Genomic DNA, 25,168 nt, shown 5'->3' with positions numbered 1-25,168 from the left:
TTCTAAATATTGGGCAATGCGTACTGTTCCTGTAACTCTTGCATTCGCCGTTTTTCTTTGGCACTCTCTCCTTTTTGAGGTTTCCATGCCCTAATCTTCATTACTTCAACTAACTTTGTTCCATCTGGCAATCCAGATAGTAAAGCGTTGAATTTCTGCCAATGTAACTGCCCCTGTGCCTCAATCAAATCAATGTGATAGGCTTGCATAAACGATGAAAAAATGTACTCACCATCATATTTGATTGAATAAAGGGGCGACTCATCGTTATCTGGGTCATCTTTAGGCTTTTTAGGTAGTAAATTACCCTCGATGTCGTAGCGGTCAACCTCATCAATAGCTCTAACAACCTGTATGTGTTTCTCAAAAACCTCAACATAGACCGCCATAGCTGTCTCTACATCTAAATCTTTGAAACTCTCATCATCAGTTAGTTTAGCTAGTGCTAATTTAGGTTTTAACTCCATTGGGATATAGTCCTTACCCCACATCTCAAAAATCCATAAGACCCTATCAAACGACAAGAAAAGCTGATACTCTTTGTTATTTAGTACCAGCTTGTCATCAATTTTCTTGGAAATATCAAACATTATTCAGCAAGATACTTCTTAAATGTTTCATCGTTTTCTTGTTTCTGCTTGGTAGTCATGACAGCATCTGCAATCTGTAAGAATACCTTGAGATAACTCCAAGTGTTCTTACCTGCTGCTTCATAGATTTTCTCTGGCGTGCCGGCATCAAACATCACACCAAAGAAATCATCTAACAGCTCTTTAATGGTGCGGCGGTCTTCCCACTCATCACCCTCTGTGACACTCTCTGCTTTCTCTTTCAGCTCAAGTGCCTTGTCTGATAGCTCTTTAGACTTCTCATCTGTTGGATGAAATTCCAACGCGAGACCGCCAAGATTAAAGACGATAACATCATCATTGCTGTTAAGATTAAAAATATTTGCCATGCTTAGCCACCAATACCTTTCTCAATAGGCTCTTTAATCCATTTGATAGTACAGCCAAATTCTTCGTAAGCTGTCGCATCACCTGCACCCGCCTTGATTTCAGACACGTTAGCAACCTGTGTATAGGTCTTTTTACCGTCAGCCGTAGTTACACGATGCCATACACGGCGTGCATCGCCTGTTTTGTACTTCATCGCAGCAATCATAGCTTGTGCCTCATCTTCTGGGTCAAAGATACCCTCAAATGAGTAACCACCGACAACAGAAAGCACCGTTTCCTCTGGCGTACCGTCTCCATCATAGTAGCCTGTGTCATCGGTATCTTCATCTGTTTCATCATCAATAGTCTCAATGTACTTGGCTATTCGTTTCCAAGCATCAGAGCCAGGCTCTGTTGTTGGGTTTTTAGGGTCGAATGGTGCAATCTCATGTTTGCGCTTGGCGTTCTTCATGCGTGCCATGTGTTTATCCTCCTGTGATTTCTAATTTTGCTGTAATGTTTAAGGTATAGACAAAATAACCTTGCTCATCTCTACCGTTTATTCCTGGTTTGTCCACTTTCAATGATAAAAATGTATAAGAGTTGTCTGTACTAGGCAGGTCAATATCTGCATCTGCTAACTCTCCGCAGATAGCCCAAATAGTGTCACTTGCTTTCTGATTGCTCTTGCACTTAATCGCAACCTCAAAAGGTAGTGAGACCTCCCTAGTACCGTCCATATACTCTTTATCAACAGTTCCGCCGTGCAAAGCGTTGATAACCAAATCATCTGCATCATCTTTGAAATAATCTAGCCTAGCTCTCAACGACAAATCTGTTATCTGATTAACGTGTGCCAGTAGCACATCTTGAAAATTTTTATTGTTCTGCATTATTTAAGCCCCATAGCCTCAACGGCTGTATCTTTCCACTGGTCAAGGTGCTTGTTTTTAGCCTTTACATACCAGTTTTTACCAGTACCTGGTGTTGTGTACTCTCTAAAAATCACAATGCCATTTGTACCGTAAAATTGTGCTCTAGCATAAACAGTATTCCAGTTGACAGTCTCACCTTGTAAGCCAATAGTCGCACTAGCTCTCAGCGTTGGGATACCTTCGCCTAAAAAAGGTACATAGTGAGTTGTATCCAACAAGATTTGATTAGCCATTGCTTGCCGGCCTCTCCTTACTGCCCCTGGTGATACTTTTTTAGTGACGCCTCCAAGGTCAACGTGGGCATGGGTAACAAATCCTTTAGCCATCAGATAACCTCCACCTCATAACTGAAAATTTTACCGTTAAGGGTATTGACCTCATAACCAGTAACAAGGTAATCACGCACCCCGTCATTGACCAACGCACCCAGCCAACTATCATCAACTGTCACATCAACAAATCTAGGGTAGATGAATACTTTTCCGACTTTCTGCCGTGTTTTAGAGTTGTTAGTACCCACAACCTGCACCGACCTATCAAACCGTACTGGTTTAATATCCAATGGGTCAGAGTAACTTTCATCTCCATAATCATTCTTGCCCGCAACCTTTCGGACAGAAATAGTATCAGTCAATAGCCGTTTATCTATCATAGTCAACTCCAACAATGAGGCTAAAGCCTGCTTGTTTCAAGACATTTTCTGCATCCAGCGAAAGGTTGAATTGCTGACCTGCCTTGCCTTGTGAGTTGGCATAAGAGATAGATGTACGACCAATAGCAACACTAGATAGAGCTTGCTTATCATCAGCTGTTGTGATGCCAGACACATCAAGATAAGCGATTTGAAACGCCATAGCCAACTTGACAGCACTTTTGCGATAGGCAATATCTCTCTCAAAGTTTGTATGACTGTAAAAACCGTTTGTGTAAAGGTCAATCGCAATCTTAGCTCGATTAGCCAACTTGTCAAAGTCAGCTACATCATCAAAGCCTAATGCTGCAAACTCATCTTTAGTGATATAGTGTTGATTGATTTGGGTCATGCATTCCCTCCTTTTCAATAAAGGGGGCTTACACCCCCTTATTTAGTCTGGTACAACCTCATCATCTTTAGATGGTTCTACCTCTGCCTTTGGTTTGCGTGTCGATGCCTTTTTAGGCTTTTCAGTCTTGATGCTCTCATCAGCATCAACTGCCACAAGCACTGCTGGGACATCTGGGAAAGTCAGCTTGAGGTCTTTGTTGACCTGTTCAGCGTAATCTGGCTCAAGCTCGATAGTCTCGTCAACAATGACGGACTTATCAAGTTTTGAAAAAACAAGGTTTTTAGTTGCTCTGTAAAGCGCCATGTTTCACCTCCTAGACAACAGTACCTGTGACTTTAACGATGGCTTTCTTATTGTCATCTAAGACATAAGTGCCACCTTTAGCGGCTGCTTGCAATTTCACACCGTCAAACTCTGTTGCCTCGATAGTACGGGCTGTTGAGATACCAACAAATGGAATGACAATGCCATCTGGTGAAAATACCGCAATAGTACCACTTGGGAAATATTGGGCTGGTGTCTCGACCAAAGCAAAGCCTTTGTAACGTGCAAGACCATTATTATCAATAGATACACTTGAGCCTTTAGCTGATGTGTTAGCTGTCATGTCGATGATAGCATTGTACAGTTCTGGGCGTAGATAGATAGCGACTGGTGCGGTCACTTCTTTGTTGATGTAATAGGCTGATACCTTGTTAAACAAGGCTTTTACCTTTTCTTCGGTAAAGTCAGCAAGTGCCTCTGTTTGCCCTGCGGCATCAGACAAGAATTTACCAATCTTGGTATTCATTTGGCGTGTCTGTGCCTCTGATTGTAATTTCAGACGGTCAGCGATAGCAGCAGCAAGGTCATTGTTTACCGTGTAACGGTCAAGACCCTCATGGATAGCAAGTGTATAGTCGTACTCGACATCGGTGTTTTCGTACTTGATTTCGGTAAGATTGCCAAAGCGTGAATTTGCACCTGAACCATCTCCAAAGCCTCCGTCATTAGCACCTGTTGCATAAGTGCCAATAACAACTGGCGTGTTATTGGTTTTTAGTGAGAATGCTTTAGCGTTCTCCTGTACGCCGTCTAGGATTTGGATTTGTGCCAAAGCACCCGCAAAGGCGGCACGTACACCAAATACCGTCGATAAAATGCCCTTGTACTCTTTTTCGTAGCGGCGGGCAGCGTTGTTTTGATTAGCTGGCATGTCTAATCTCCTTTCTCTTATTTATACCCATCAATGATTGCTTGGAATGGGTCTACTTTTCCTGCGCCACTGGCAGATGGATTGCCTGGCGGCACAATATTTGGGTTAGGTGTGCTATCTTCTTCTGCTTGGAAAAGATAAGGGTCGCTCTCCTTGAGACCATTGATGACATCATCTAGTTTTGGTTTGCCGTTTTCGTCAAGCTCAACAGCATCAACATCAATAAATTTCATCAAGGTTTCTGGATTGTGTGCCTTTGTATCTCGCAAAGCAAGACTGATAGCATTGACCTTTTGAGTTTGTGCAAGTTTAGCCTCCGCCTCTGCCTTGTGTTTGTCGTATTCAGCTTGTAACTTCTCAAGAGCCTGTTTAGTCTCAGAACTTGTGGTCTCGGCTGCTTTCAACGTTTCAAGTTGAGTGTTGGCGTGTTGCAACTGGTCCTTTAGGCTGTCACGCTCTTTGGTGATAGTGTCTAAGGCTGATTTGTCCTCGTTGAGGTCTTTACCTCTCAACGCAAAGGCTTCTTTAGCCTGTTCCTCTGTCAATCCAAGATTGAGCAAAGCCTCTGTTGTAAATGGCATGTTTTCCTCCTAGTCCTTTTTTAGGTGGCGAACCCCCACCTCAAGCAAAATATTATTTACTTTTTCAGTTTAACCTTGAATGAATGGGATTTTTTCCACATTTAGACACGCAAAAAGGGCATTACCGTAGGTAACACCCCTTTTTTTAGTTATAAATCCGCTCTCTAGTGTAATCACGATGCAAAAAGTCATAATTATCAACAAGGTTTCTAATTTTTCCTTGATACATTCTGACTGCAAGCCGTTCAGACTGCATCAAGTCAGCATCTCCCATTGTCGTTGCATAGTGCAAACGCTCTTTATGGTCTTTAATCTTACGCTCTAATGCTCTCTGCTTTGCCTCAATCCTTGCATTTTCCTCTGCCTGCTCTGGTGTCAAGTCTTTCAGATAATCTGGTAACTCTGGCAACTCATTTACTCCAATAATAAACGGTGTCAGATAATGCCCACAATGGGCACCCAAACAACCGCCAGCCGTACCTAGACCATAATCAAGCAAACTATGGACTATAATACCTTTTTCTGTTCTACCTTGCCCCTTGGTTACAATCTGACCTTGAAGAGGGCTGCACGCTGGTCTAGCACTCATTTTGATTGAGTAGTAAAAAGTATCTATCCCCATTTCTTCTGCTGGTCTAGTCCGCATTTCATTATAGACCTTGTAAGTCGTGGATTTGATGATAGCCCTAGCATAACTATCCGCTCGCCACTCACGCCCTGCTTTATCCACAAATCCTGTAAAATTCTTCTTCTGCCATTGCATGACGGTCTTTTTTAAGGCTTGGTCAGATGTCATTGTGCCAGCCACTACTTGAGCTACCGTATGCTCCACGACAGACTTGTAAACCGCCTGTATGCTGTCTGGTAGGGTTGAGTTAATCAGATTGAGGTCACTGATTGCTTGGGATGTATAAGCCTCTAGGCTGTCTGTAACACCATTCCTGACCTTGCCACTCCTAGATTGCCCCATCTCCTCCTCTAGTTGCTCCTTAGTGTCTTTATAGACCTTTAGCCCCTCGTTAGCGATGACCTCACGCAAAAGCTCCTCTGCAATACCTGCACGCTCTACAATGGTTTTTAGGTTTTCCTCATTGAGCATGTGCATCTCATTCAACTTTTCTAGTTGCCAGATATAAGGGTTGGCTTGTAAGTCAGCCGCACCCCTTTTTATCAAGCGTTTAATCATGCTGTCAAACAGCTCAATCTGCATCTTAGCATAGATGTCTGTGACAGCCTGCATCTGTAACGAAAATTGCTGGTCATTGATGGTGGGTGTTTGTCGTTTATCCCCCATTTCTACCCCCTCTATTGCTTTTTTAGGGCTATTTTTGGTGTTAATCGCCATTTTCTACTGTATTTTTACTGTTTCCTAGTGCGTTTCACTATATATAGCAAGCTCGGCATCATTCTCTGGCGGTAATTCGCCGTTGATAGCTGCCAATTCTTTCTCTGCCTCATCCTCTGTGATGTTGAGGGTCTTAGCAATAGCCCTTTTCTGACTAGCAAAGCCAGAGGCAACCATTTTAGCCCAATAGTCAAGCTCTGCATGTCGGTCAGTAAAGACCCCATCATCAAGATTAACTGAAATATCGTCAAGACTAGGAATATTACCCTTATACAGACCGACAGCCTTGCCAAGCTCACACATAGAGACACAAAGCTCTTTTATAGACTGCTCAACCAATGCCACAATGCTATTTCTCATTTGGTAGGTGTCGCTGTTCTCACTGACAATCTCGGTCGCCGTCTTGACCCCTTGACCATCAAAAGTAAACATACCACTAGATACCCCAATCTGCATCTCAAAGAGTTTTAGCCCCTCTGAAATGGCTGAAATATAGTCCGATGAGCGGATAGGAGTAGTAATATCAATGATACTGCCTTTGTCCATACCCCCTGCCTCAATCTGCATATAAACATTTTGCTCTACATCAAAGCGGCGTTTCATAGAGATTGACCCATCTTCATTTTGTATTTTTAGCTTGGTTAATTGCTCTGGCACAATTACCCTGCGTTGCCCCATCTTAATCTCCCAGAGAAATTCATCATAGGTACGATTGATAAAATCAATGGTGGTCTTGGCATTATCAAAGATAGACAGACCCAAAGGGCTGTTAATGTCCTTGTTATTCATTCCTGGGGTCTTTAGGTAAGTGAATAGAGGGCGTGATAGGTCTTTAAGCACCGTTACTGGCTCAAGGTCTGTATAAAGCTCTGACAAGCTCACACGTTCCCCTAGACGGTCAATGTTAGTGGATTTGTATAGCTCATTAGTAATGCGGTAGAGGCTCTTATCTTTGGTACTGCCCACCTCTTGCCCATCTTTAGTTACCCATTCATGGAACTCAACAAGTGTGTAATACACATTCTGTTTGCCCTCTGATTTGATGTTCTTTGTCAAGATAGCTGCACTTGATACATCTTGAGTGTTAGACTGCAACGGCAAAAATACTGGTGCTTGGACAAATGCCACACGGATTTTATCGCCATCCACATAAGGACGCATAGCCAGCCCACCAAGAGCTAGACAGCTTTCAAGGTAGCGCTCAAAATTCTTGTTAAATCGGTCGTTGCCCAACATATCATTGAGAAAGTCCTTTAATCTCTCATCATCTGACGTGATTTCTGCCTGCTCGTTATATACTAGGCTGGCAATCTTCTTAGCGGCGGTGCGTGCAATAGGCAAGTGGTTCATCTTTCTTGTCTTGCTGTCGCCGTCTGTATTGAGATAAGTGATATTATCAAAATTCGACTGGTAATAGCTCAAATTTTGCTGGATACGGTCAAATTCATCTTGTGTAACAGCAATCTTAGGGTGGTCAAGAATACTGTTTAGGCTAGCTGTTGTCATGTTATACCTCCCACGGTTGAAAAAGTCTTTTACTTTCTGAATTAGGCTCATATCGCCCTCCTTATGCGTTGCCTACTCGTAATCCAAGTATCTTTGCGTTATCCAACACAAAATACTGAGCTGTATCACAAGTATGGTCATCATCTTTAATAACATTTGGATTATCTGATTTGATAGTCTTTTCATCCCATCTATACATTTTGTGTTCTTCAATAAATACCTTATTATTTTCAGTATCAAGATAATAAAATCTCCCTTGAGCTAGTAAAGATTGGAAACTATCAACCATTGTTACTTTCTTTAATTTAGCTACTGGATGCCATCTGATACCAAAATCAAGGTACATTTGGTTTCGTAAAGCACCCTCTGCACTGTCTATGGTGTATTGCAAGACAGGTACTTTGTACTGCCCTACCACCTTAGTTGTGAAATAGTAAATCTCTGTTGATAGCTGGCTTGGTGCTTTTTTAACAACTTGCCCTGCTGGTGAATAATACCAGGTATCAAGCAAGATTACCTTTCCTTTGGCAGTGATGCCAAATGCACAACAGGCGGTGGCTGACTGCTGGTGTCCACCGTCCAGGGCAAATGATATACCAATCAATCTGTCATCGCTTGGTAGAGCCTCAATAGCATGAAAGGTGGACATATTATAAACGTTGTTACCTAGACCAACAGCCTCACCCAAATAAAGATAGCGGTAATAATCAAAGTCATTTTCTTTAATTCTCTCTATATCCTCTAGCATCTGCTCTGTAACAAAACCTAGCTCATCATCTAAGTAAGTACTAGAGTGAGCCAGATAGTTCTTATTGGTCTTTATCTTCTCAAACCACTCATTTATCCAACTGTATGGATTTCGTGGCGGGTTGTAACTCCAAAAAAATTGCACAAATTTTGCTCTAGGGTGCTTTTGCCTCATGAAAGTAACGTTAGATTGGTCAAAATCCTCTTGGTTACTAAATTCTGCCGCCTCTTCATACCAAACAGCAATGATATTGCCAATATCGTTTGATTTGAGCTTTTGAAAATCGTCTTGCCCATAGAAGTAAAACGACGACCCTGTATCTTTGTGAGTAATCTTAAACGGGCTTACTGTTTTATCAAATTCATCAGCTATCCCAAAAAGATTAATTGCCCACCAAATTTTATTAAACACGCTATCTCGGATAGTATTTGCTACTTTGCGGATAACGACCACATTTGCAGTTTCTTCCGCTCTGATGTACCTAAGCATCATATAGACTAGCTTCAACGCAATCACTGATGATTTAAAGGAGTTACGCCCGCCCTTCAAGACATTGTATGGCAACCTAGACACCCATACTGGCTTGAAATGAGGGTTGACATTTTCTTGCACATTAAAGGTCATCTGTCGCCCCCTCTAGCTCATCAGCCCATTCATCAACAATTATAATAGGGCTACTTGAGGTCTTGCCTACACTTTCACGCTCCTTGTTGTCCAACTTGAGCGATTTAATACGCTCACGCTGCTCTTGGCGGTCTAGGTCATCTTTTTCATTATCCATTAACTTACTAATCCATTCAGCAGCTCTAACATCTCCCTGAGTGGCTTTATTAGCCATTGAAAAAACAATAGCCATCTCATAAGAGTTTTCATAGCCCATATCTTCTAGCAACTTTGCTAAATTAGGTTGATGTACTTTAGAGGTCAAAACGATATTCAGAGCTTTTTTTAACTCTGCTTTTTTTCGTCTAGCTACCCCTGATGCTTTACCGCCTTTTGATGCAATTTTCCGTTGTTCATCTGTTGTTCGGTCTTTTAATGACTTCAAATTTTTAGTTCCATCTCTTGGCAATTTCAGACCCCCTTTCCAACAAAAAAATCACAAGTAAACTACTCATGATTTCAGTATAGGTTATAAAAAAGGGGTATTTTTACGGATTTTTTCCACATAAAACAAAAAAGCACCCGTTGGGGTGCTGTTCACGGTCTATCAAAATAGGAAAAGTGGGGACTCGAACCCCCTCCTCGAATACAATACACGCTTCCAACCTCAAGCAAGGGTTTTTACTCGACGCCATGCTAGGCGATTTACGATACTCGCTAACAAACCACACGCCCTGCCGCAGTTCTATCTCGGTCTTTCATCGCTTTTCTAGGTATTGTTCCGCATTCTCCCCTATAAACTACTTTTTCCTAATATAATTATACCATGACTGACTAGCTTTATCAACTAACTTTTTATCATGTTTTGATAATACACTATCTCCTTTTTCGTTATGGTTGTAACCAAAATGAATATGTGGCAACTCCATTTTGCCATTGATGAGGTGGGGAGTTCCTGAAACATCAATTTGTTTGTGCCGTCTGTTGTTTTTGTCAAAAAACACAAGACTTCTCAACTCATCTTTCTGATTAACTAAACCATAAATTCGTCCTTTTGTCATGGTTTCCATAGGAGGCTTTGCATTACCTCCAATATACCTAACAAATTTTATCTTACCGTCCGTATGCAACGTTTCGTACTCTGTACCGTATTTCTTGCCCTGTTTACTCATTCCAGAGCTCGCCCCTCTACCTCCCATAATTGCATCTCCTATCTAATATCATGCCCTCGTGCCTTTGCTTTTTTCAAAATATTCTTCCAAGTAGCAGTTTCAACTGGTATCCAAACACCATTACTAGGATTTAATTTTTCAGCAATACCACCTTTTCCTTTTCGGTAGGTTGATAATATTTTTCCTCTATTATCCTTAACTTCCACTAATCTACCTATTTTTGCGCCACGTCCACCCATTATTTCTTACCTCCTTGTTTCATTCGTTCTGTTGTTGCATTGTCAAAATAAACAACCTCTACATCTCCATAATCATAGTCAATCTTGCCACCATACACCAGCAGTCGCTTAGGTGATAGTCGTTTAATCATTTCATCAACTCCTTTTTTCCAAATTTCTAACTGTTCCTTATTCTGTTTGACTCCAATAGTGCTAATTGCAAGCGTGGCATGTTTAGGTAGTCCATCAAAGCAAAAATCAAAACTGTTTTCATAAGCCCATGATACTGTTGGGACAACTACAATCCCATAATTTTGCATGATTTGACCAATCAGTCGTGAACGATAGATATTCCAAATCTGCATAGCAACTGGCATATCAAGATACAAACTAAAATCTGGTGTTAAAACGCAAGGGAATGCTGTTAATTTCTCAATGTAAAAATCTGGGCGTTGCCAAACTCGTTCAAATTGGTAATCATCTAGGAAAAAATGCACGCCCGCCGTGTAATCTGGCTTATTGAGGATATAGTTAAAACCTTGCAAAGTGCTTGGTATATGGTCAACTGGTTCAAGTGTGGGCATATTGTATTGGCCTTCGGTGCATGTTTCATCGTAATCATATAAATTGTACTGATTAATGGTGGTCTGCCTGTGAAATTCCTTATTGCTTTCCTCGATGTCCTCATCACCGCTGGGCAATTCCTCATCAACATCATCTGTACCAAAGTCTAACCCTGCTATTTCTAGTTCAAAGCCAAACTGTGACATGTCAATAGTTTCAAACTCTCCCATCTCGATAGTCAAAAGCTCTTTATCCCATGTTGAGAACTCCGCCACCCTGTTATCAGCTAGCCTATATGCCTTTATCTGCTCCTCTGTGAGGTTTACAGCACGGGCTACTGGTATTTTATCAATCCCCAAAGAAAGTGCCGCCTTGAGCCTTGTATGACCTGTAATAATGACATTGTTCTCATCAACTAGGATTGGTTGCTGAAACCCAAAAGCCTTGATTGATGCTGCCACCTTTTCTGTTGCCTCGCCGTCATTGTGCCTAGCGTTTCGGTGATAAGGCTTAACCGTGGCAATATCCACGTACTCAATTTTTAGACCACTCATCATTTCCTCCATCAAAAAATCCTAAGTACCTCAATTATAGGCACATAGGATAGGGATTTTTTACTGATTCAAAGGAATTAGTTCAAATAGTTTATCAAAATATGCGTTAAACCAATCTGTAAGACGGTTATATGCTGCTGTTGGACTTAGATACAGTATTCTTTGGCACGCTCCTATCATGTTCATTCGTTGAAAAACAAAGACTTCTTTGATTGTCCGTATAATTGGCTCATCAGTTATCTCTAATATCGATGCAGTTATTGTCTTGATTGCAATATACCTTTTAGCATCAGAGAAATTGGATAACAGCATCGCATTCTCGATTTTGCTTTCAAGAATGGTCTTATTAGGCTGTGTCTTATCTTTCAAAAAATACCACTGCAACCATCGGATTTCTCGTCTATGAGTGACAGACAGTCTATCCACTTTCTTTTTGGTCATAACTCACCTCAAGATTTCTTGCTGGATATAGAGAAACCTCATCCCCTTTAACACTAATAGTTTTTCCTTGGTGGGGCGAATAGGAAATGGTCATCTCTGAACAACTAAAAATAATTTGTTGTCCCCAATGAGTGACTAATATCCCTGTTCCTGGCAAAATGTCGCCTTTCAATTTTTTAGAAACTTTTTTAGCGTGAATGTTGTTAATTAACCTATCAAACCAGTTTTTTAACTTCATGATTTTATACTATCCTCCTAACCTCAAGCGGTTTCTCATGGCAGCAATAGCATCTACCAGATACTTTGTATTTAGGCTGCTTAGGGCGAAACAGTGACCACATGAATTTAATAATCTTCATCTGACCCCTCCTATAAAAAGTTTTTCTGCTCAAATGCAATCATGGCTTTTCTTAGCTCGATACCAAGCCGCTTAACCCTGGTAGGACTTCGGTAGCCATTACCATATCCTAGTGGCTTTTCAGCCTCTGCACGGTAACGCTTCAGCAACTGTTCCATGTAATCAAAATCATTCATGATTTACCTCCTTGATGTCAAAAACTAGCCTGTAATGCCCCTTTTCACCACTCAAACCACCGTATCGAAAGGTCATTGCCTTAATTACATTATGGTTGTCATCTGTCCATATCCCAGCATCTGTCATACCGTCTATAATAGCTTTAACAGTTGGATATAGGTTAGGTGGGTCTAGTTTGGACTTAGTGGGGCTATAAACTGTAATAGTCACCTCACAAGGGTTAGAGGGGCTAAATCTAGCCCTCCCCTTGTCTTTTGTTGTCAACGTATGCCAGTAAGCAAAGGCTCTGAACTGTAACCATAGCCAAGCACAAATGAATAAAGTTACTGCCAATACCAGTGTCACCCAGACTGGTGATAATACCCACCACCAAGACCACTCAATAAATCCTGTTAGTTTCAAACCTATAAAGAGCAGGGTTAACAAAGAAGTAAAACCAATCCTTCCACTGCTATTATTCTGTTTCATTTTTTTCCTCCTTTGCTTAATCAGCCAATTTGGCATCTATAGGGATAACCATTTCTGGGTTAAAAATAAGCGTGTACTTCGTATTGCTGACACCTTTGCCTGTAATGTCCTCGACAACATAAGTCACGTTGTCTGATAATCCTATGAAATGCTTTTTATACTCACCTTTATCATCTTCTGCAATGATGACAAGCTGATTTTCGCCTTGCTCGATGGACATTTTACCAGTCACTTGATACAAAACTTCGCCTTTAATGGCGTTGATGATGGTGATTTTTCTGACTACGTTAAAATTGTCAGCCTCTTTCGACAGATTATAAGAAACCCGCTCACTTTCACGGCAACCAGCCAACAGAGCTGATAGGCCTAGCGCCAATGCCAATAACTTCAATTTTTTCATATTAGTTTCCTCTTTTCTTCAAAAAATCTGGGGCATCGTCACCGATATTAAGACTGTCATACTGTTCTTTGGTAACTAAAAACTCCCCATACGCTCCGATAGTTACAGTATAATGACCATCAACCCGCCGTTTACTCGTAACAGTACCTATCAATCGCCCATGCGAGTTGTCCACTTGATAGATGATAACTGGTTTTCTTGCTTCTAGTTCTTTAACTCGATTTTGTAAATCCTTGATGAAATAAGAGCTAAAGGCAAATGTGGCAACCAGCATCGGATATAAAATTTTTATGGCATCTTTCATGTTATCCTCCCATAAAAATTCTAATAGTTGTATAAATCAAACCTACTGCATAGGCATCAATGATAAGCCAAACAACCTTATCAGCCGTAGTCTCTTTGAATATGTTGCTACCAGCTAGCCAAATAAAGCCAGCCAGTAACAAACACGAACTAATTGTCATTGCTTTCAAAAATCCAACCATGTCAATACCTCCACTTAGTAACCTTATAAATTTCTGAGTAGCCCTCTAGCTGACTTCTAAACTTTTCAGCCTCTTTTTTGGTCTTGAACTCATGCCGCTTTTGAGCAATAACACCACCACGCTTTTTTACTGGTACTTGAACCACCCAACACATGCTACTTACCTCCTAATTTATCAGCTAGTTTTTGGACAACCTCGGCAAGTTCTTCTTTCAGCTTAGGGTCTGTGATGTCCTCGATGCCGTCAATCTGACCTGTTTTCACATTGACAGCGATTGAGCCACTAAAGGAGTTATCTTCATCATCATCAGGGGTTTTATCAAAAACTTCTTTGGCACTCTTCCCCTCCAAAATATCCATCAAATCATGACTGATATTGTGAATAATGTTAGCCATCTTGAATTTTTTAATATTCCCCTCTAAAAGAAAGCGCAACATAAAATCTTTGCTATCAGCATGCAATTCATTGGTAAATTCTCTTAGGTTTGCCACGATTTCATCCGCTGTCACTTGTTTCTTATCTGTTGTCATCGTCTATGTCCTCCTGTTTTTAAGCTAATACTGTAATGTTATCTTGGTCTGCCAGTTGTTCTTTTAGATAGCCAGCGATGTTGTCAACAGCATCTGTAACCCAACGCTTACCATCTGCCTCAAAAAGTGCCATTTGCCCATTACTATCCAACCTAAATACAAATTGACTAGCTGGCTGTTCAACCTCCAAGAAAGTCCGATAGGGGCGTAATAATACTGGATTTGGTGCTTTTCCTTTAGCAAAAGTTGCCACACCGCTCTTAATCGTAGTTACTTGGCTGACACCAGTATCTTCAATATCAGCCCCATTTTCGATTTTTACGGCACTAGAGAACTCAATCAATGTACCACGGTCATTGTCATCAATAAAGTTAGCTTGCAACATGGTATTGAATTGCTCCGATGACATGAAACGCCCAAAAGTTAAATCTGGTGTGCGTGCCTTAACACCGATGAGCAACGGACGATGTTCAAGCTCATCATTCTCTGGGTAAATACACACTTCGTCATTTTTCTCAACAACGACAATTAAGCGTTGTTTGTTTACTCCGTTCAAATCGGATTTAAGGTAGTCAACAAGGCTAGTCAACGTTGATAGTTGCAATGTTTTAGGATAGCGTTTAGGGTCAAGCTCTTTTAGGTTGAATTTGTTAGCATCGTAATACTCTGTGCCATCTGCTGCTGTCAAAATTTCCAAGCCATGCTCATTCAGCTCTACCGCATACTCCAACGCTGCTTTAATGTTTTCTGTCATCTTATTTTCCTCCTACTTTACGTTTGTTAAAATCAATTACTTCTGACTTTGGTTGAGCCTGCTCCTGCTCAATTTCATCGACAGTCTGCCCAATATCTGTGCGTAACTGGGCATCATCATCAAAATACATCTGACCTGGTACAGAGCTTTTAAGCTCGTTTGCGTGTACCATGCCTGTATCATAATCACGCCCAACAAGAATTGTGGTAGCTACTCCATTTTGAGGGGCTAGTTTTGATTTGACTTCCATAATGGTATCAACTACTGACCGTTCTTCATTGGCTGACATAGTGAGTGTGATAGTCACTTTGCGTTTAGCTTTAGCCTCTGTGTTGAGGTCAAGGATATTATCAAAGACTTTTTCTAGCTCTTTGTCTAATTTCTCCTGTAAGCCTCCATCTGCAATATGGGTCAAGTCTAACCCAATAAGTTTTTTATCCATGTTGTTCTCCTCATTTCAAAAGGTTTTGTAACTGTTCTAAGCGTTGCTGTTTTTCTAGCAACTCTTTATAAACTTCTGCTCTAACAAGTACATAACCCGTCAAGTCACGCCCTACTAGAGTATCATCAACAAATAGCTCTATCTGTTCTGTTGAGGTGTCAACCTTGATACCATCAAAATCTACATCTGCTCCCTTTTTCTTTTTTGTAAAGGTATTAGCAATCACCTCAATCTCTGTATCATCGCTTAAAAACGCTGATACTTGAGTTTTTAGAGCCTCCGCAAAACCGTCAATCTCCTCAACGGTAGGAGCTGTCACGTTTCTTTCGATATCACTGACTCGATTTTGGGAGATACCCACCATAGGTGCAAGGTCATACTGGGTAAGCTCTGCCTCTTTGCGAATAGCTCGCATTTTAGCTCCATCAAACACTTTCATTTGAATACCCCCGTCTGACCATTCAGGCGATTATTGAGAGTGTGTTGCGTGATTTTATCTTGAATGTCTGGTCTCTGATAATAAAGCACATGTTCCTTATGTTTTTTTACTGTTATAATAGCAACAACAGTGATGAGAATAGACCATGTTACGCAAAACAAAGCCAAGAGTATTAAAATTACGTCAAATTGTGTCATGTTTTGTTGTCCTTTTCAAATTGGTTTAGTATGGTCTGGAAAATATCCAGTAAAAGATTTTGCGGTATATTAGACCACTCATTATACGACTTTGTAAAATTAGTCAATGTGGTTTTAGCTGGTCTAACCTCGGCATTTAATCCTAAAAATACATTACCTGCAAATTTTGTTGGTTTTTGCAAAGGATAATCATAATTGTTGTATCTCGTTAAATTGAGATAAGGGAGATTAAAACCTAAAATGTTTTGGATGTACTCCCATATCTTACTACTAGATGGATTTTCTATAATCCAGTATCTAGGTTGATACCTTTTTATGATTTGTATTGTATTAAATACTGTTAGTTCACCATTGATGCGTTTCATATACAACTTTTCAAAATCGTAATCATGATAAGCATCTATAAAATCTTGCTTTGGTCTTATAGTAAAGGGGCTGGCGATTTTTTGGGGTACAAACAAACTATCAGACAAATCCTCACGTTTCCAAAATGCCGTACCGTTAGACATTGCACATGCAACTGACCAACTTTCGCATGGTGGGCTAGCGATGATTAAATCTGGCTTCGGTAGCTCATCAAGCGTAGCAAATAGCTTGTTATCCCCAAATAAGCGGGTATAATCAGCAAGATTAAGCTGTATAAAGTGATTGTTCTTGTTTTCAATGTCAATCCCTATGGGATATACTTCAATCTTCGCCCCCCCTAAACTATTTAGGGGGTTGATAGCTTTAGTATATGAGCCATTGCCGCTATCAAACAATGCCCACACAATCATCTTAGCCAATAAGGATAATCCTCCACAAATACATCTTGAAACTCTTGATTGATTTTGCGGATATTAAACGGCTCATACGCTCTGAAATAGTAACCCCTGCTGTCAAGTTGCCCCTCAATACTTGTTGCCCACGACAAGAATACAGCTTGTTTACACGATGCGCAGTTAACTGCCTTTCGGTGTGAGCCTACCTTAACTACTTTGCAATGTCCACAAAAGGGACACTGCAAGTCTGCTTTAACTTTGATTGTTTCCATCTAGTCCTCCCTTATGATTTTTTGCAATACTCGCTTTAGGTCTGAATATTCTTCTGCTTGTAGTCTAAGAGTTAGATATTCAACTCTATCAACAAGGTTTACATTAGAAAGAATTCTATGATTTTCCAATGCCTCACCAACTATAACTGCAAAAGTAATCCAGCCATCATCTGTACCACGTTTCTCCATGGCAAGAAGCATGCTACTAATAACTTTTAGGGGGTCATAGGTTGGTAATTGGGTTAAATCAATATTTCTATCAACAACTCCTTCATAGAAAAACTCTGACATTTCTTCTAAAATCAAACTATCAATATTTTGTGTCATTCTTGTCTCCTATCTAAAACGGCAAATCATCATCTGAAATATCCATAGGGTTTGTGGTTTGCCCTTGGAAAAATGAGCCTTGCTGTGAGTTTCTGCTAAAATCTGGGGTTTGTTGCTGGTTGCCAAATGGTGACTGATAACCTTGAGATTGACCATAGTTACCTTGCTCTTGGTTTTGATAACCCCCCTGGTTATTTTGTTGGTTTCTACTTTCTAGGAGCTGGAAACCACTAGCCATTACCTCTGTCACATAGACACGTTGCCCCTGCTGATTTTCATAGTTCCGTGTTTGGATGCTACCAGTAATGCCAATCAACGCACCCTTTTTAGCCCAATTAGCCAAGTTTTCTGCGGATTGTTTCCAAATCACACAACGGATAAAATCAGCCTCACGCTCCCCATTTTGATTTTTGAATAGGCGATTTACTGCTAGCGTAAAACTAGCCTTAGCCACATTAGAGGGCGTATAACGTAATTCAGCATCTGCTATCATACGCCCCACTAACACAACGTTATTTATCATTGATTTCACCTCTCTTAGTTTTTAGGTTGTCTGAAACCTCCTCGACACCCTCGATAGTCATTTTTTTCCTTTCACAGCTCAAGCTAATTGGTCCATCACCGTTAAGTAATTCAACGATTTTAGGTACAAAATCAATAGCCGCCTCCCATTGGTTGGAACTGGTCACTTCGACCCCAACATCTACACCTCTATATTTTCCGCTAACATAGAATTTAGGCATTTTCTACCTCCTCAAGGTCATCATCTTTAACAAACACACCATCAACCGTTTTATGTCCAACTAGAAATTTATCAAGCCACCAAAGTTGCCTATAATTTAGCAAGTCGCTTTTTTGAATGTCATTAGATACCTCCCAACGTTTCAAAGCTGATAAAGTTGTTTTCCAACAACTCGACTAACCAATCAACTCACTCAAATAGACCACTTGTCCCAGTTTCTTCTGGCTACGGCAATAATCGCAAAGACCGCATTCTATCGGCTTCTGCTTGCCTTGAATAACCGCCCAAACTTCAACAATTTCAGATTTCAGTTGGTTCAAACCATTTTCTAGCCACTCATCATCAATCTTCAAGATGTCCTTATCAGGCACATTCTCCTTGCTGACAGCTACAATATAAGGGCGGAACTCTTGCCCGGTCATCTTCTGCAATAGCTCACGATACAAACCAAGCTGACCGTGGTAGCCAAAACCAAGGATATTGTTGACCGCTGCTGGCACTTTCTTCCTCAGCTCCTCGCTCCACTCCTTGTTGTAAATTGATTTCATAGTCTTCAAATCTACAAAGTAGCCACGGGTCAGGTTCACACTATCCAGCTTGCCCTTAACTGGGACGCCCTCGATTTTCCCAAAGACAATCATTTCTTTTTGCACATCATCATCTGGGAAACCGTGGTAGAGATTGGCAAAGCCGTCATCATTTTTCAGGCTTTCAATCATCTTGTCGCCGATGATAAAATCTGCTTTGAGATTCCCTTTATTCTTACCAGTCTTGGCCAGCAACTTCTCTCCATGCTCTGCCAAAAACTGCTCATGGGCTTCAGGGCTTTCAAAGTAACTGTGAACGTAATTCCCCAGCAATAGTGCTATTTCGTCACGTTCTTCTACCCAACTACCGTTGTCAACCGCAAAAGCCTTGGCTTGGCATTGCTGGTATCGCTTGTAGCGTGAGTTGGTCAGATAGCTAGTGTCGCCGTAATAGTTCTCTTGTGTCAGTTGTGTCATGGTTGTTTACTCCTTGATTTGGGTTGTATTACCCTCAAAAAGGCTGATTTCTTCAATGATTTCTCCTGTTTCTTCGTCAACAAAGTCAGGGATTTCATCTGCTGGGTAGCTGGTGTCTGGGGTTGTTTCCATTTCGGAAATAGCCACATCTTCGGTTAGGGGCACATCTTTTACCCGGTCTACCACCTCAGCTTCTGGAACATCAATAATTCCAGTTGTTTCCAATTCTGCAACAGCTGCCGTTTTAGGCTGGGGCTGACCCAAAATGCTGTCCAAACTTTCAGTCTTCTCATCTATTGGCTTGGCTTCCTTGATTTGGCGGTCGCCAACGGTTGAATCTGCATTGTCCGCAATTATAGCATCCTGCATTTCAACAGAGAGAGGGGCGTACTTACTAAGCAACTCTTTCAACAATGTTTTCAAAGCCATAGCATCGAATTCAGTATCCCACGGCGTGTTTTTAGTGAACCCTCCTGTCGCTTTGTCATAGGTTTTAGAATACTTTTTAGCGTGTTCAAAAACTTTTTCTCTTGTCCAAAAAATCATCTTACGAAAGCCATTGACAAGCTCAATACTTGCGAAATAGCCTTTCACTTCACCGCTGTCAGCTTGTTCATCAGCCAGAACCAACTCACCATAAACCTTGTCGTAACGGATAAACTCTGAAACATAAACAACATCACAGTTGATATTCTTAATCTGTCCGCTTCTTTGCGCTAGTTGGATTAATCCACGGTAACCGATTTGGAATTGCGCCTCTGGAATTTTCACCCACTTATTCCCTTGTTTCTCATTTCGGTTATAGGCAACTACATAAGCCATACCTAGACTAGGCTCAATCGGTAAATTCAGAGTTGCCGCTTTCATAGCAGCCGTCATAATACTTGTATTCGTCGCTTTAGCTAGTTGTTTATTGCTATTGATAATTGACAGCAAACTCGCCACGAATTGAGTTTCACGACCTTTCAGCACTGAATGAAATTTTTTCAAAACTGCTGGACTATTAAAAGCTTGTTGCGGTGTTTGGTTGTCAAAAAATACAATTTGGTTTTGTGTCATCTTACTTTCCTTTCTGAATGCCCCAATTTCTCAAAATTTAGGGGCATAGTCGTCTTATTTTTGTGGTTATGGTATTTGTATAGCCCTAACTTAAAATCGCTTAGAAACGATTTTAGAGCCGTTCTGCGAGGTGCTTGCTCTGAGCATCTACCCAACGGTCGTAAGCTTCATCCTCATCGTAGCTCTCTTCGTGCGGACAGTAGTCTGGTTCAGTCGCTAACCAAGTGTCATAGTCAAAAGTTCCAAATAGTCCTCTGTCTTGTGCCATAATTTACTCCCCGCTCAACCGCTCTAGTCTCTCAACAAACTCAACATAGGCCTTGTAATGGTCACCAGACTTTTGGCTATCCTTGTACGCTTTTTCTATTAACTCATCACCCGTACCATAGAAACAACCAACTCTCCACATCTTGTTTGATTTTGTGTAAGTAAAATGCCGTCCGCTAGACCAGTGATTTTTAAAGATGATGATATCTCCCAAATCATACACCCTAGCATCGCCAGACACCTCAGCATCGCCAGACACCTCAGCATTGCCAGACACCCTAGCATTGCCAGACACCCTAGCATTGCCAGACACCCTAGCATTGCCATACACCTCAGCATTGCCAGACACCTCAGCATCGCCAGACACCCTAGCATCGCCAGACACCCTAGCATTGCCATACACCCAAGCATTGCCATACACCCTAGCATCGCCAGACACCCTAGCATCGCCAGACACCTCAGCATCGCCAGACACCCTAGCATCGCCAGACACCCTAGCATTGCCATACACCTCAGCATCGCCAGACACCCTAGCATCGCCAGACACCCTAGCATTGCCATACACCTCAGCATCGCCAGACACCCTAGCATCGCCAGACACCCTAGCATTGCCATACACCCAAGCATTGCCCTCATGGCTCAAATTATCCTCCTTGTGGATATAGCCGCCCAATTCTCCTGTCTCAACACTACCAAAGCTAATTAAGGCACGAATGCGAAATAGTTTCCATCCCCAAAAGCTGATAGTATCGTCCATGACTAGCTCATATTTTTTGCTCATCTTAATTCCTCCTGTGGATAACTCGGTTATCCCCTTTCTTTATTTATAAGTATTAGATTGTTACTTAGTTAGTCTTTGTTATATATTTAGTTTTTGTTATATATTTATTATTTATTAACATCGTAATTTTTTTAGATTTGAATTTTTTAGATTTGAATTTTTTAGATTTGAATTTTTTAGATTTGAATTTTTTAGATTTGAATTTTTACGAAATGAATTTCTAAACCTAGTTTTCCGTAACGCCTGTGGAAAACTTTTTCTCAAACTGAGGCAAAATATAATCTTCAAAATACCAATCAACCAGTTTGAAATCAGCAGCGAACCAAAATATCTCTGCTCCTTGTTTGTAACCCCTGCCCTTTTTGATAGAGCGCATATAGCCTAATTGTTCTAAACGTTTGAAATACTTATCGACCGTGGAACGTGATAGACCTGTACGCTTTGCTATCTCTGGTGGGTGTATACGCCAAGAAATGTTGTTACTCAGCACAACTAGCATGATGCCTCTTGCTGTGTTGTCAACGTCTGGGTCGTTGATAAAATCGTTGCTGATAACTGTAAAATTTTTATTGCCGTTTTTATGGAAAGATGTATTGCATCAAGCACCCCCCTCCCATCTCTCCTCGTTGATTTTTCTGAAAATGTCATATACTGGGCTATCATCTGGGATAACATACCCTGTAATGTCATCTAGCTCTGTACCGTCTGCCATCACATGGCTTACGGTGTAATGTTGCTTAACCATGCCCTGTCCTTTCTAGCTTTTGCCAAAATAACAAGCGTATCTATCAGCTCAAGACCGACTAGGCTGTTGATGACAACCTCGCTAAGCTGATAATATTTTCGTTGCCAATTTTTCACTAAAAGTTGCTGTATACTGTCTAATTCTGTCATTTTGTGATATAATGTCAGTAGTTAAATTTCTCAAGCTCCTCAACTGGATTGCCGTCCAGAGGGGCTTTTTTAATGTCACCACCACAAACTCCTTTCTTTTTTGGTAGAATAGCTCTATTTCTCAAACTTAGGGAGTATAGAGCTTTTTTAATTCTGTTTCAGGGTTTGTTATAGCACCCCTAACCTAAAATCGCTTAGAAACGATTTTAGAGGCATTTTACAAACACCGATGCCAATTCTCCGCATACCATGAGCGCACCGCATCTCTCGGGTACTTGATATGGCTGCCTTTGCCACGGTCAAGCCTTGGAAAATCAGCGTGACGAGTATAGCGTGACAAATTCCCCACACTGCACCCGAACATTTTTGCTAATTCTTGTTGAGTCATTTCGATAGGCAAGAGAATTTCAACATCTAGGCTCTTAGTCTTATCAACAACCTTTTCCTGCAACATCTCGCCAAACTGGTTGGCTAGTTGTGTCAAGGTATCCTCAAACCTCATATTACTCTAATCTCCTTTCTGCTCATCTAATTCATTCCAAGGCTCATCAACGCCCAGAATACGAGACACCGCAAGTTTTAGCTCAACGCTCCCCTTGCCCTTGCTAAAAAGCTCAGTAATGGCACTAGACTTGCGACTAAATCCGACAGCTTGTGCCAAATCAGCATTTTTCCACCCTTTTAGGTTCATCTTGTCCTTGACAGCAGAGACCCAAATCTTGTGTTGTCGGCTCATACTAGCCTCCTTTCCTTATAATCAATCAAAATGTAAAGCGAAAAATCTCGAGAAACATTTAGATTAAAGTTAGGGGGTGTTGTCAACCACTAACTTTGATAAACTTAGTTTATCAACGATTTTTTAGCGAAAATAATTTTTTATAAAAATACTTGACTTTTTTTAGTTGTTTAGCTAAAATCAAGGTATAAGAAAAACATTAGACAGAACCTTACAAACTCGCCAAAGTTTTTATTTTTAGTTTTGTCTTTCGCTCTTGTTTTCGTTTAACAATTCGCCTTACAAATTATATTTTATATGTTTATCTAAAAAATGTCAAGAGTTTTTAGACAAAAAAATAAAATATTTTTTGTCATGTCTTAGAAAGGCTGATAAATCAATGTTTATAACCTTTGAGCGCATAAAAGAATTATGCAAAAAAAGAGGGATTTCAATAAATTTTTTAGAAGAACAGCTAGAAATAAGTAAAAACTATGTATATAGCCTTAAAAACAAGAAATTTCCATCAGCTGAACACATGGCTAAAATCGCCGACTATTTCCAAGTCAGCACCGATTACCTGCTGGGTCGGACAGATAACCCAGCCATCGCCAAAGATGACGCTCCCTTTTACTTTGAGGGTCAAGAGGTGGATGTTGAGGAACTCGCTGGCACAGCCATGCGGTTCAATGGCAAGCCCTTATCCGATAAAGATAAAAAAGCCATCCAAGGCATCATAGAGGGCTACCTACGCAGCCTAGAATAGGAGGACACCATGACCACTATTACACTCAATACCACACCACAGCAGGATAGGTTAATCACCAAATTCTTGTCTGAACACCCAGAAGCTCAAGAAAGCCTACTAGATACCCTCATTAGCCACATAGAGGACTTAGAGGATTACCAAGCTGGTATAGCTGCCCTAGCTAGTTACAACGCAAACGGGCAAAATGGCTACAGCCTCAAACAAACTAAAGAATTACTAGGGCTATAAATGTACAAGCTCATTATTACCCCAGAAGCCCTCAAACAACTTCAAAAACTAGGACAAGCACCCGCCAAGCAAATCTTAGATTGGCTAGAAAAAAATATCGAGGGTAGCGCTAACCCCAAAGCCAGCGCTAAGCCCCTAAAACACGGTTATAAAGGACTTTGGCGTTATCGTATTGCCAAAGACTACCGTGTCATCTGCGACATCCAAGACGACAAGCTCGTCGTCCTAGCCCTGAAAGTTGGTCACCGTAGCAAAATCTATAAACTGAAAAGATAGGAATGATTGCCAATGACAGAAAAAGAACTTTACAATGAGTTCGGAATTAGAATTTCTGTTTTTGATGAAAACTTACTGGATGATGATGGGTTCTATATCCCAGATTTGAGGACGATGTTCATCAGCAGTCGCATTCCAAAGGAAATGAGACATAAAGTAACCTTTCATGAACTCGGTCACAACGAGCATCTCCCTCATCTCTACCAAATCTTTCGTGAGAAGAACGAGTTAGATGCCAATCGCTACATGATACGTAACTTGGTCAAGATGGCGTTGTCCGAACTGGACGACCACACCGAATTTAACTATTTGACCTTTATGGAACATTGGCAACTAAAATCCATGACAGATGAAATCATGATTAAAGAAGAATATAAAAAATTAGTTAATGGAAAATAAAGCCAGAATGGCACTATTTACCTACTGCTCTTGATGTATTCCAATAAAACTATGTGCAATCACTGAACCACACAAAAAGCTGTTGGAGGATAATATGAAAAAACTGCTGTCGTATAGTGTCATTACACTATCAGCCCTCGCCCTTGTCGCTTGTTCATCCGAAACGAGCACAAAAGAAACTGCATCATCAAGTTCAGCTACGGAAAAAGTCGCAGCTAGCAGCTCACAAGACAATATCCCGACTGACTACAAAACAGCCCTCAAAAAAGCTGAAAATTATCTTGACACAATCCCTATGTCTAAAGAGGGACTGCGTAACCAACTTATCGAATTTGAAAAATATTCAGAAGAAGCTGCCCAATACGCTGTTGATAATATCAAAGCAGATTGGAATGAACAAGCACTGAAAAAAGCAAAAGACTATCAAGAAACTGTTGCGATGTCACCAGAGGCAATCCGCACACAACTGGTTGATTTTGAAAAATTTACCCAAGAAGAAGCTGATTACGCTGTCGCTAATCTAAACTAATCAAAATAAGCCCCCGCTATATCGCTTGAGCAGGGGCTTTAACGTAGAG

At 40.9% G+C, this 25,168-nt stretch carries 50 protein-coding genes; 5 read left to right on the top strand and 45 right to left on the bottom strand.

Annotated features, from left to right (window positions below; genetic code table 11):
* Window positions 1-2: 2 nt before the first annotated feature.
* The 45 genes from A3GW_RS0105900 to A3GW_RS0105680 form a co-directional block, all read right to left on the bottom strand.
* A complete protein-coding gene (locus A3GW_RS0105900) occupies window positions 3-590 on the bottom strand; it encodes a Gp15 family bacteriophage protein (protein WP_018368380.1) in 588 nt (195 codons plus the stop codon).
* Window positions 590-958, bottom strand: a complete 369-nt coding sequence (locus A3GW_RS0105895; RefSeq protein WP_018368379.1) for a hypothetical protein — start codon at window positions 956-958, stop codon at window positions 590-592. Before A3GW_RS0105895 ends, A3GW_RS0105900 begins: the two co-directional genes overlap by 1 nt.
* 2 nt (window positions 959-960) lie before the next feature.
* Window positions 961-1,419: a phage tail tube protein gene (locus A3GW_RS0105890; protein ID WP_018368378.1), complete on the bottom strand. Its 459-nt coding sequence runs from the start codon at window positions 1,417-1,419 to the stop codon at window positions 961-963.
* Window positions 1,420-1,423: 4 nt separating this feature from the next.
* On the bottom strand, window positions 1,424-1,831 hold the full coding sequence (locus A3GW_RS0105885) for a minor capsid protein (RefSeq protein WP_018368377.1): 408 nt from the start codon (window positions 1,829-1,831) through the stop codon (window positions 1,424-1,426).
* Window positions 1,831-2,199, bottom strand: coding sequence for a minor capsid protein (locus tag A3GW_RS0105880; RefSeq protein ID WP_018368376.1), 369 nt, complete (start codon window positions 2,197-2,199; stop codon window positions 1,831-1,833). Before A3GW_RS0105880 ends, A3GW_RS0105885 begins: the two co-directional genes overlap by 1 nt.
* Window positions 2,199-2,525 carry a putative minor capsid protein gene (locus tag A3GW_RS0105875; RefSeq protein WP_018368375.1) on the bottom strand — a complete coding sequence of 109 codons (327 nt, stop codon included), beginning with the start codon at window positions 2,523-2,525 and terminating at the stop codon, window positions 2,199-2,201. Before A3GW_RS0105875 ends, A3GW_RS0105880 begins: the two co-directional genes overlap by 1 nt.
* Window positions 2,515-2,916, bottom strand: coding sequence for a hypothetical protein (locus tag A3GW_RS0105870; RefSeq protein WP_018368374.1), 402 nt, complete (start codon window positions 2,914-2,916; stop codon window positions 2,515-2,517). Before A3GW_RS0105870 ends, A3GW_RS0105875 begins: the two co-directional genes overlap by 11 nt.
* 42 nt (window positions 2,917-2,958) lie before the next feature.
* Window positions 2,959-3,222 carry a hypothetical protein gene (locus A3GW_RS0105865; protein WP_018368373.1) on the bottom strand — a complete coding sequence of 88 codons (264 nt, stop codon included), beginning with the start codon at window positions 3,220-3,222 and terminating at the stop codon, window positions 2,959-2,961.
* Between the two features lie 10 nt (window positions 3,223-3,232).
* Window positions 3,233-4,114 carry a hypothetical protein gene (locus tag A3GW_RS0105860; protein ID WP_026216619.1) on the bottom strand — a complete coding sequence of 294 codons (882 nt, stop codon included), beginning with the start codon at window positions 4,112-4,114 and terminating at the stop codon, window positions 3,233-3,235.
* A 17-nt stretch (window positions 4,115-4,131) separates the two neighbouring features.
* A complete protein-coding gene (locus A3GW_RS0105855) occupies window positions 4,132-4,695 on the bottom strand; it encodes a phage scaffolding protein (RefSeq protein WP_018368372.1) in 564 nt (187 codons plus the stop codon).
* Window positions 4,696-4,840: 145 nt separating this feature from the next.
* Window positions 4,841-5,989 carry a phage minor capsid protein gene (locus A3GW_RS0105850; protein ID WP_026216618.1) on the bottom strand — a complete coding sequence of 383 codons (1,149 nt, stop codon included), beginning with the start codon at window positions 5,987-5,989 and terminating at the stop codon, window positions 4,841-4,843.
* Window positions 5,990-6,064: 75 nt separating this feature from the next.
* A complete protein-coding gene (locus A3GW_RS0105845) occupies window positions 6,065-7,597 on the bottom strand; it encodes a phage portal protein (protein ID WP_018368370.1) in 1,533 nt (510 codons plus the stop codon).
* 10 nt (window positions 7,598-7,607) lie between these two features.
* On the bottom strand, window positions 7,608-8,918 hold the full coding sequence (locus A3GW_RS0105840) for a PBSX family phage terminase large subunit (protein ID WP_018368369.1): 1,311 nt from the start codon (window positions 8,916-8,918) through the stop codon (window positions 7,608-7,610).
* The gene (locus A3GW_RS0105835) at window positions 8,908-9,366 is read right to left on the bottom strand and encodes a KGG domain-containing protein (RefSeq protein WP_018368368.1); all 459 of its coding nucleotides are present in this window, start codon (window positions 9,364-9,366) and stop codon (window positions 8,908-8,910) included. The genes A3GW_RS0105840 and A3GW_RS0105835 overlap by 11 nt, the downstream gene beginning before the upstream one ends.
* Before the next feature lie 331 nt (window positions 9,367-9,697).
* Entirely contained in the window at window positions 9,698-10,096 is a 399-nt protein-coding gene (locus A3GW_RS0105830; protein WP_018368367.1) for a hypothetical protein, read from the bottom strand.
* Window positions 10,097-10,107: 11 nt separating this feature from the next.
* A complete protein-coding gene (locus A3GW_RS0105825; protein ID WP_018368366.1) occupies window positions 10,108-10,308 on the bottom strand; it encodes a hypothetical protein in 201 nt (66 codons plus the stop codon).
* Window positions 10,308-11,405 carry a DUF4417 domain-containing protein gene (locus tag A3GW_RS0105820; RefSeq protein WP_018368365.1) on the bottom strand — a complete coding sequence of 366 codons (1,098 nt, stop codon included), beginning with the start codon at window positions 11,403-11,405 and terminating at the stop codon, window positions 10,308-10,310. Before A3GW_RS0105820 ends, A3GW_RS0105825 begins: the two co-directional genes overlap by 1 nt.
* 60 nt (window positions 11,406-11,465) lie before the next feature.
* The gene (locus A3GW_RS0105815) at window positions 11,466-11,846 is read right to left on the bottom strand and encodes a hypothetical protein (protein ID WP_018368364.1); all 381 of its coding nucleotides are present in this window, start codon (window positions 11,844-11,846) and stop codon (window positions 11,466-11,468) included.
* On the bottom strand, window positions 11,824-12,084 hold the full coding sequence (locus A3GW_RS0105810; RefSeq protein ID WP_018368363.1) for a hypothetical protein: 261 nt from the start codon (window positions 12,082-12,084) through the stop codon (window positions 11,824-11,826). Before A3GW_RS0105810 ends, A3GW_RS0105815 begins: the two co-directional genes overlap by 23 nt.
* A 131-nt stretch (window positions 12,085-12,215) precedes the next feature.
* Window positions 12,216-12,380: a hypothetical protein gene (locus tag A3GW_RS11855; protein WP_018368362.1), complete on the bottom strand. Its 165-nt coding sequence runs from the start codon at window positions 12,378-12,380 to the stop codon at window positions 12,216-12,218.
* Window positions 12,373-12,726, bottom strand: a complete 354-nt coding sequence (locus A3GW_RS11935; protein ID WP_051070799.1) for a RusA family crossover junction endodeoxyribonuclease — start codon at window positions 12,724-12,726, stop codon at window positions 12,373-12,375. Before A3GW_RS11935 ends, A3GW_RS11855 begins: the two co-directional genes overlap by 8 nt.
* Before the next feature lie 139 nt (window positions 12,727-12,865).
* Window positions 12,866-13,249, bottom strand: a complete 384-nt coding sequence (locus tag A3GW_RS0105790) for a beta-sandwich lipoprotein (RefSeq protein WP_018368360.1) — start codon at window positions 13,247-13,249, stop codon at window positions 12,866-12,868.
* Window position 13,250: 1 nt separating this feature from the next.
* A complete protein-coding gene (locus A3GW_RS0105785; protein WP_018368359.1) occupies window positions 13,251-13,553 on the bottom strand; it encodes a DUF1372 family protein in 303 nt (100 codons plus the stop codon).
* Window position 13,554: 1 nt separating this feature from the next.
* Window positions 13,555-13,734, bottom strand: a complete 180-nt coding sequence (locus A3GW_RS0105780; RefSeq protein ID WP_018368358.1) for a hypothetical protein — start codon at window positions 13,732-13,734, stop codon at window positions 13,555-13,557.
* A gap of 1 nt (window position 13,735) precedes the next feature.
* Complete coding sequence (locus tag A3GW_RS11850; RefSeq protein WP_018368357.1) at window positions 13,736-13,888, bottom strand: hypothetical protein; 153 nt, start codon at window positions 13,886-13,888, stop codon at window positions 13,736-13,738.
* 1 nt (window position 13,889) lies between these two features.
* Window positions 13,890-14,264: a hypothetical protein gene (locus A3GW_RS0105770; RefSeq protein ID WP_018368356.1), complete on the bottom strand. Its 375-nt coding sequence runs from the start codon at window positions 14,262-14,264 to the stop codon at window positions 13,890-13,892.
* Between the two features lie 19 nt (window positions 14,265-14,283).
* Window positions 14,284-15,018 carry a hypothetical protein gene (locus A3GW_RS0105765; RefSeq protein WP_018368355.1) on the bottom strand — a complete coding sequence of 245 codons (735 nt, stop codon included), beginning with the start codon at window positions 15,016-15,018 and terminating at the stop codon, window positions 14,284-14,286.
* A 1-nt stretch (window position 15,019) separates the two neighbouring features.
* A complete protein-coding gene (locus tag A3GW_RS0105760) occupies window positions 15,020-15,460 on the bottom strand; it encodes a hypothetical protein (protein WP_018368354.1) in 441 nt (146 codons plus the stop codon).
* Window positions 15,461-15,470: 10 nt separating this feature from the next.
* Window positions 15,471-15,899 carry a helix-turn-helix domain-containing protein gene (locus A3GW_RS0105755; RefSeq protein ID WP_018368353.1) on the bottom strand — a complete coding sequence of 143 codons (429 nt, stop codon included), beginning with the start codon at window positions 15,897-15,899 and terminating at the stop codon, window positions 15,471-15,473.
* Window positions 15,896-16,096 carry a hypothetical protein gene (locus A3GW_RS0105750; RefSeq protein ID WP_018368352.1) on the bottom strand — a complete coding sequence of 67 codons (201 nt, stop codon included), beginning with the start codon at window positions 16,094-16,096 and terminating at the stop codon, window positions 15,896-15,898. Before A3GW_RS0105750 ends, A3GW_RS0105755 begins: the two co-directional genes overlap by 4 nt.
* Entirely contained in the window at window positions 16,093-16,872 is a 780-nt protein-coding gene (locus tag A3GW_RS0105745; protein WP_018368351.1) for a DNA cytosine methyltransferase, read from the bottom strand. The genes A3GW_RS0105750 and A3GW_RS0105745 overlap by 4 nt, the downstream gene beginning before the upstream one ends.
* Window positions 16,869-17,129, bottom strand: a complete 261-nt coding sequence (locus A3GW_RS10880; RefSeq protein WP_018368350.1) for a hypothetical protein — start codon at window positions 17,127-17,129, stop codon at window positions 16,869-16,871. Before A3GW_RS10880 ends, A3GW_RS0105745 begins: the two co-directional genes overlap by 4 nt.
* Window positions 17,130-17,456 carry a hypothetical protein gene (locus tag A3GW_RS0105740; protein WP_018368349.1) on the bottom strand — a complete coding sequence of 109 codons (327 nt, stop codon included), beginning with the start codon at window positions 17,454-17,456 and terminating at the stop codon, window positions 17,130-17,132.
* Between the two features lie 13 nt (window positions 17,457-17,469).
* On the bottom strand, window positions 17,470-17,979 hold the full coding sequence (gene ssb / locus A3GW_RS0105735; protein WP_018368348.1) for a single-stranded DNA-binding protein: 510 nt from the start codon (window positions 17,977-17,979) through the stop codon (window positions 17,470-17,472).
* A complete protein-coding gene (locus A3GW_RS0105730; RefSeq protein WP_018368347.1) occupies window positions 17,969-18,199 on the bottom strand; it encodes a hypothetical protein in 231 nt (76 codons plus the stop codon). The genes ssb and A3GW_RS0105730 overlap by 11 nt, the downstream gene beginning before the upstream one ends.
* A gap of 175 nt (window positions 18,200-18,374) precedes the next feature.
* Window positions 18,375-19,202, bottom strand: coding sequence for a PD-(D/E)XK nuclease-like domain-containing protein (locus A3GW_RS0105720; protein WP_018368345.1), 828 nt, complete (start codon window positions 19,200-19,202; stop codon window positions 18,375-18,377).
* Between the two features lie 6 nt (window positions 19,203-19,208).
* Entirely contained in the window at window positions 19,209-20,261 is a 1,053-nt protein-coding gene (locus A3GW_RS0105715) for a recombinase RecT (protein ID WP_018368344.1), read from the bottom strand.
* A 112-nt stretch (window positions 20,262-20,373) separates the two neighbouring features.
* Complete coding sequence (locus A3GW_RS11845) at window positions 20,374-20,529, bottom strand: hypothetical protein (protein WP_018368343.1); 156 nt, start codon at window positions 20,527-20,529, stop codon at window positions 20,374-20,376.
* A gap of 3 nt (window positions 20,530-20,532) precedes the next feature.
* Window positions 20,533-21,309 (bottom strand): bactofilin family protein, encoded by a 777-nt coding sequence (locus A3GW_RS10875; RefSeq protein WP_018368342.1) that lies wholly within the window; start codon window positions 21,307-21,309, stop codon window positions 20,533-20,535.
* Window positions 21,310-21,423: 114 nt separating this feature from the next.
* Window positions 21,424-21,573 (bottom strand): pentapeptide repeat-containing protein, encoded by a 150-nt coding sequence (locus tag A3GW_RS12210; RefSeq protein ID WP_169333183.1) that lies wholly within the window; start codon window positions 21,571-21,573, stop codon window positions 21,424-21,426.
* Complete coding sequence (locus A3GW_RS0105700; protein ID WP_018368341.1) at window positions 21,536-21,808, bottom strand: winged helix-turn-helix transcriptional regulator; 273 nt, start codon at window positions 21,806-21,808, stop codon at window positions 21,536-21,538. The genes A3GW_RS12210 and A3GW_RS0105700 overlap by 38 nt, the downstream gene beginning before the upstream one ends.
* A 99-nt stretch (window positions 21,809-21,907) precedes the next feature.
* On the bottom strand, window positions 21,908-22,054 hold the full coding sequence (locus A3GW_RS11835) for a BOW99_gp33 family protein (protein ID WP_018368340.1): 147 nt from the start codon (window positions 22,052-22,054) through the stop codon (window positions 21,908-21,910).
* Window positions 22,030-22,203: a hypothetical protein gene (locus A3GW_RS11830; RefSeq protein WP_169333182.1), complete on the bottom strand. Its 174-nt coding sequence runs from the start codon at window positions 22,201-22,203 to the stop codon at window positions 22,030-22,032. Before A3GW_RS11830 ends, A3GW_RS11835 begins: the two co-directional genes overlap by 25 nt.
* 217 nt (window positions 22,204-22,420) lie before the next feature.
* The gene (locus A3GW_RS0105685; protein WP_018368338.1) at window positions 22,421-22,705 is read right to left on the bottom strand and encodes a helix-turn-helix domain-containing protein; all 285 of its coding nucleotides are present in this window, start codon (window positions 22,703-22,705) and stop codon (window positions 22,421-22,423) included.
* A gap of 6 nt (window positions 22,706-22,711) precedes the next feature.
* A complete protein-coding gene (locus A3GW_RS0105680) occupies window positions 22,712-22,939 on the bottom strand; it encodes a transcriptional regulator (protein WP_018368337.1) in 228 nt (75 codons plus the stop codon).
* 379 nt (window positions 22,940-23,318) lie between these two features.
* Here A3GW_RS0105680 and A3GW_RS12205 point away from each other — a divergent pair, with 379 nt between their 5' ends.
* The 5 genes from A3GW_RS12205 (at window position 23,319) to A3GW_RS0105655 (ending at window position 25,119) form a co-directional block, all read left to right on the top strand.
* Window positions 23,319-23,684, top strand: coding sequence for a helix-turn-helix domain-containing protein (locus A3GW_RS12205; protein WP_018368336.1), 366 nt, complete (start codon window positions 23,319-23,321; stop codon window positions 23,682-23,684).
* Window positions 23,685-23,693: 9 nt separating this feature from the next.
* Window positions 23,694-23,915 carry a hypothetical protein gene (locus A3GW_RS0105670; RefSeq protein ID WP_018368335.1) on the top strand — a complete coding sequence of 74 codons (222 nt, stop codon included), beginning with the start codon at window positions 23,694-23,696 and terminating at the stop codon, window positions 23,913-23,915.
* Entirely contained in the window at window positions 23,916-24,191 is a 276-nt protein-coding gene (locus tag A3GW_RS0105665; RefSeq protein ID WP_018368334.1) for a type II toxin-antitoxin system RelE family toxin, read from the top strand.
* A 12-nt stretch (window positions 24,192-24,203) separates the two neighbouring features.
* A complete protein-coding gene (locus A3GW_RS0105660) occupies window positions 24,204-24,590 on the top strand; it encodes an ImmA/IrrE family metallo-endopeptidase (RefSeq protein ID WP_018368333.1) in 387 nt (128 codons plus the stop codon).
* Window positions 24,591-24,684: 94 nt separating this feature from the next.
* A complete protein-coding gene (locus tag A3GW_RS0105655; RefSeq protein ID WP_018368332.1) occupies window positions 24,685-25,119 on the top strand; it encodes an Ltp family lipoprotein in 435 nt (144 codons plus the stop codon).
* Window positions 25,120-25,168 lie beyond the last annotated feature (49 nt).

The organism is Streptococcus entericus DSM 14446, assembly GCF_000380025.1.
GTDB classification, from domain to species: domain Bacteria; phylum Bacillota; class Bacilli; order Lactobacillales; family Streptococcaceae; genus Streptococcus; species Streptococcus entericus.
This window is presented reverse-complemented; position numbering and strand designations above follow the sequence as displayed.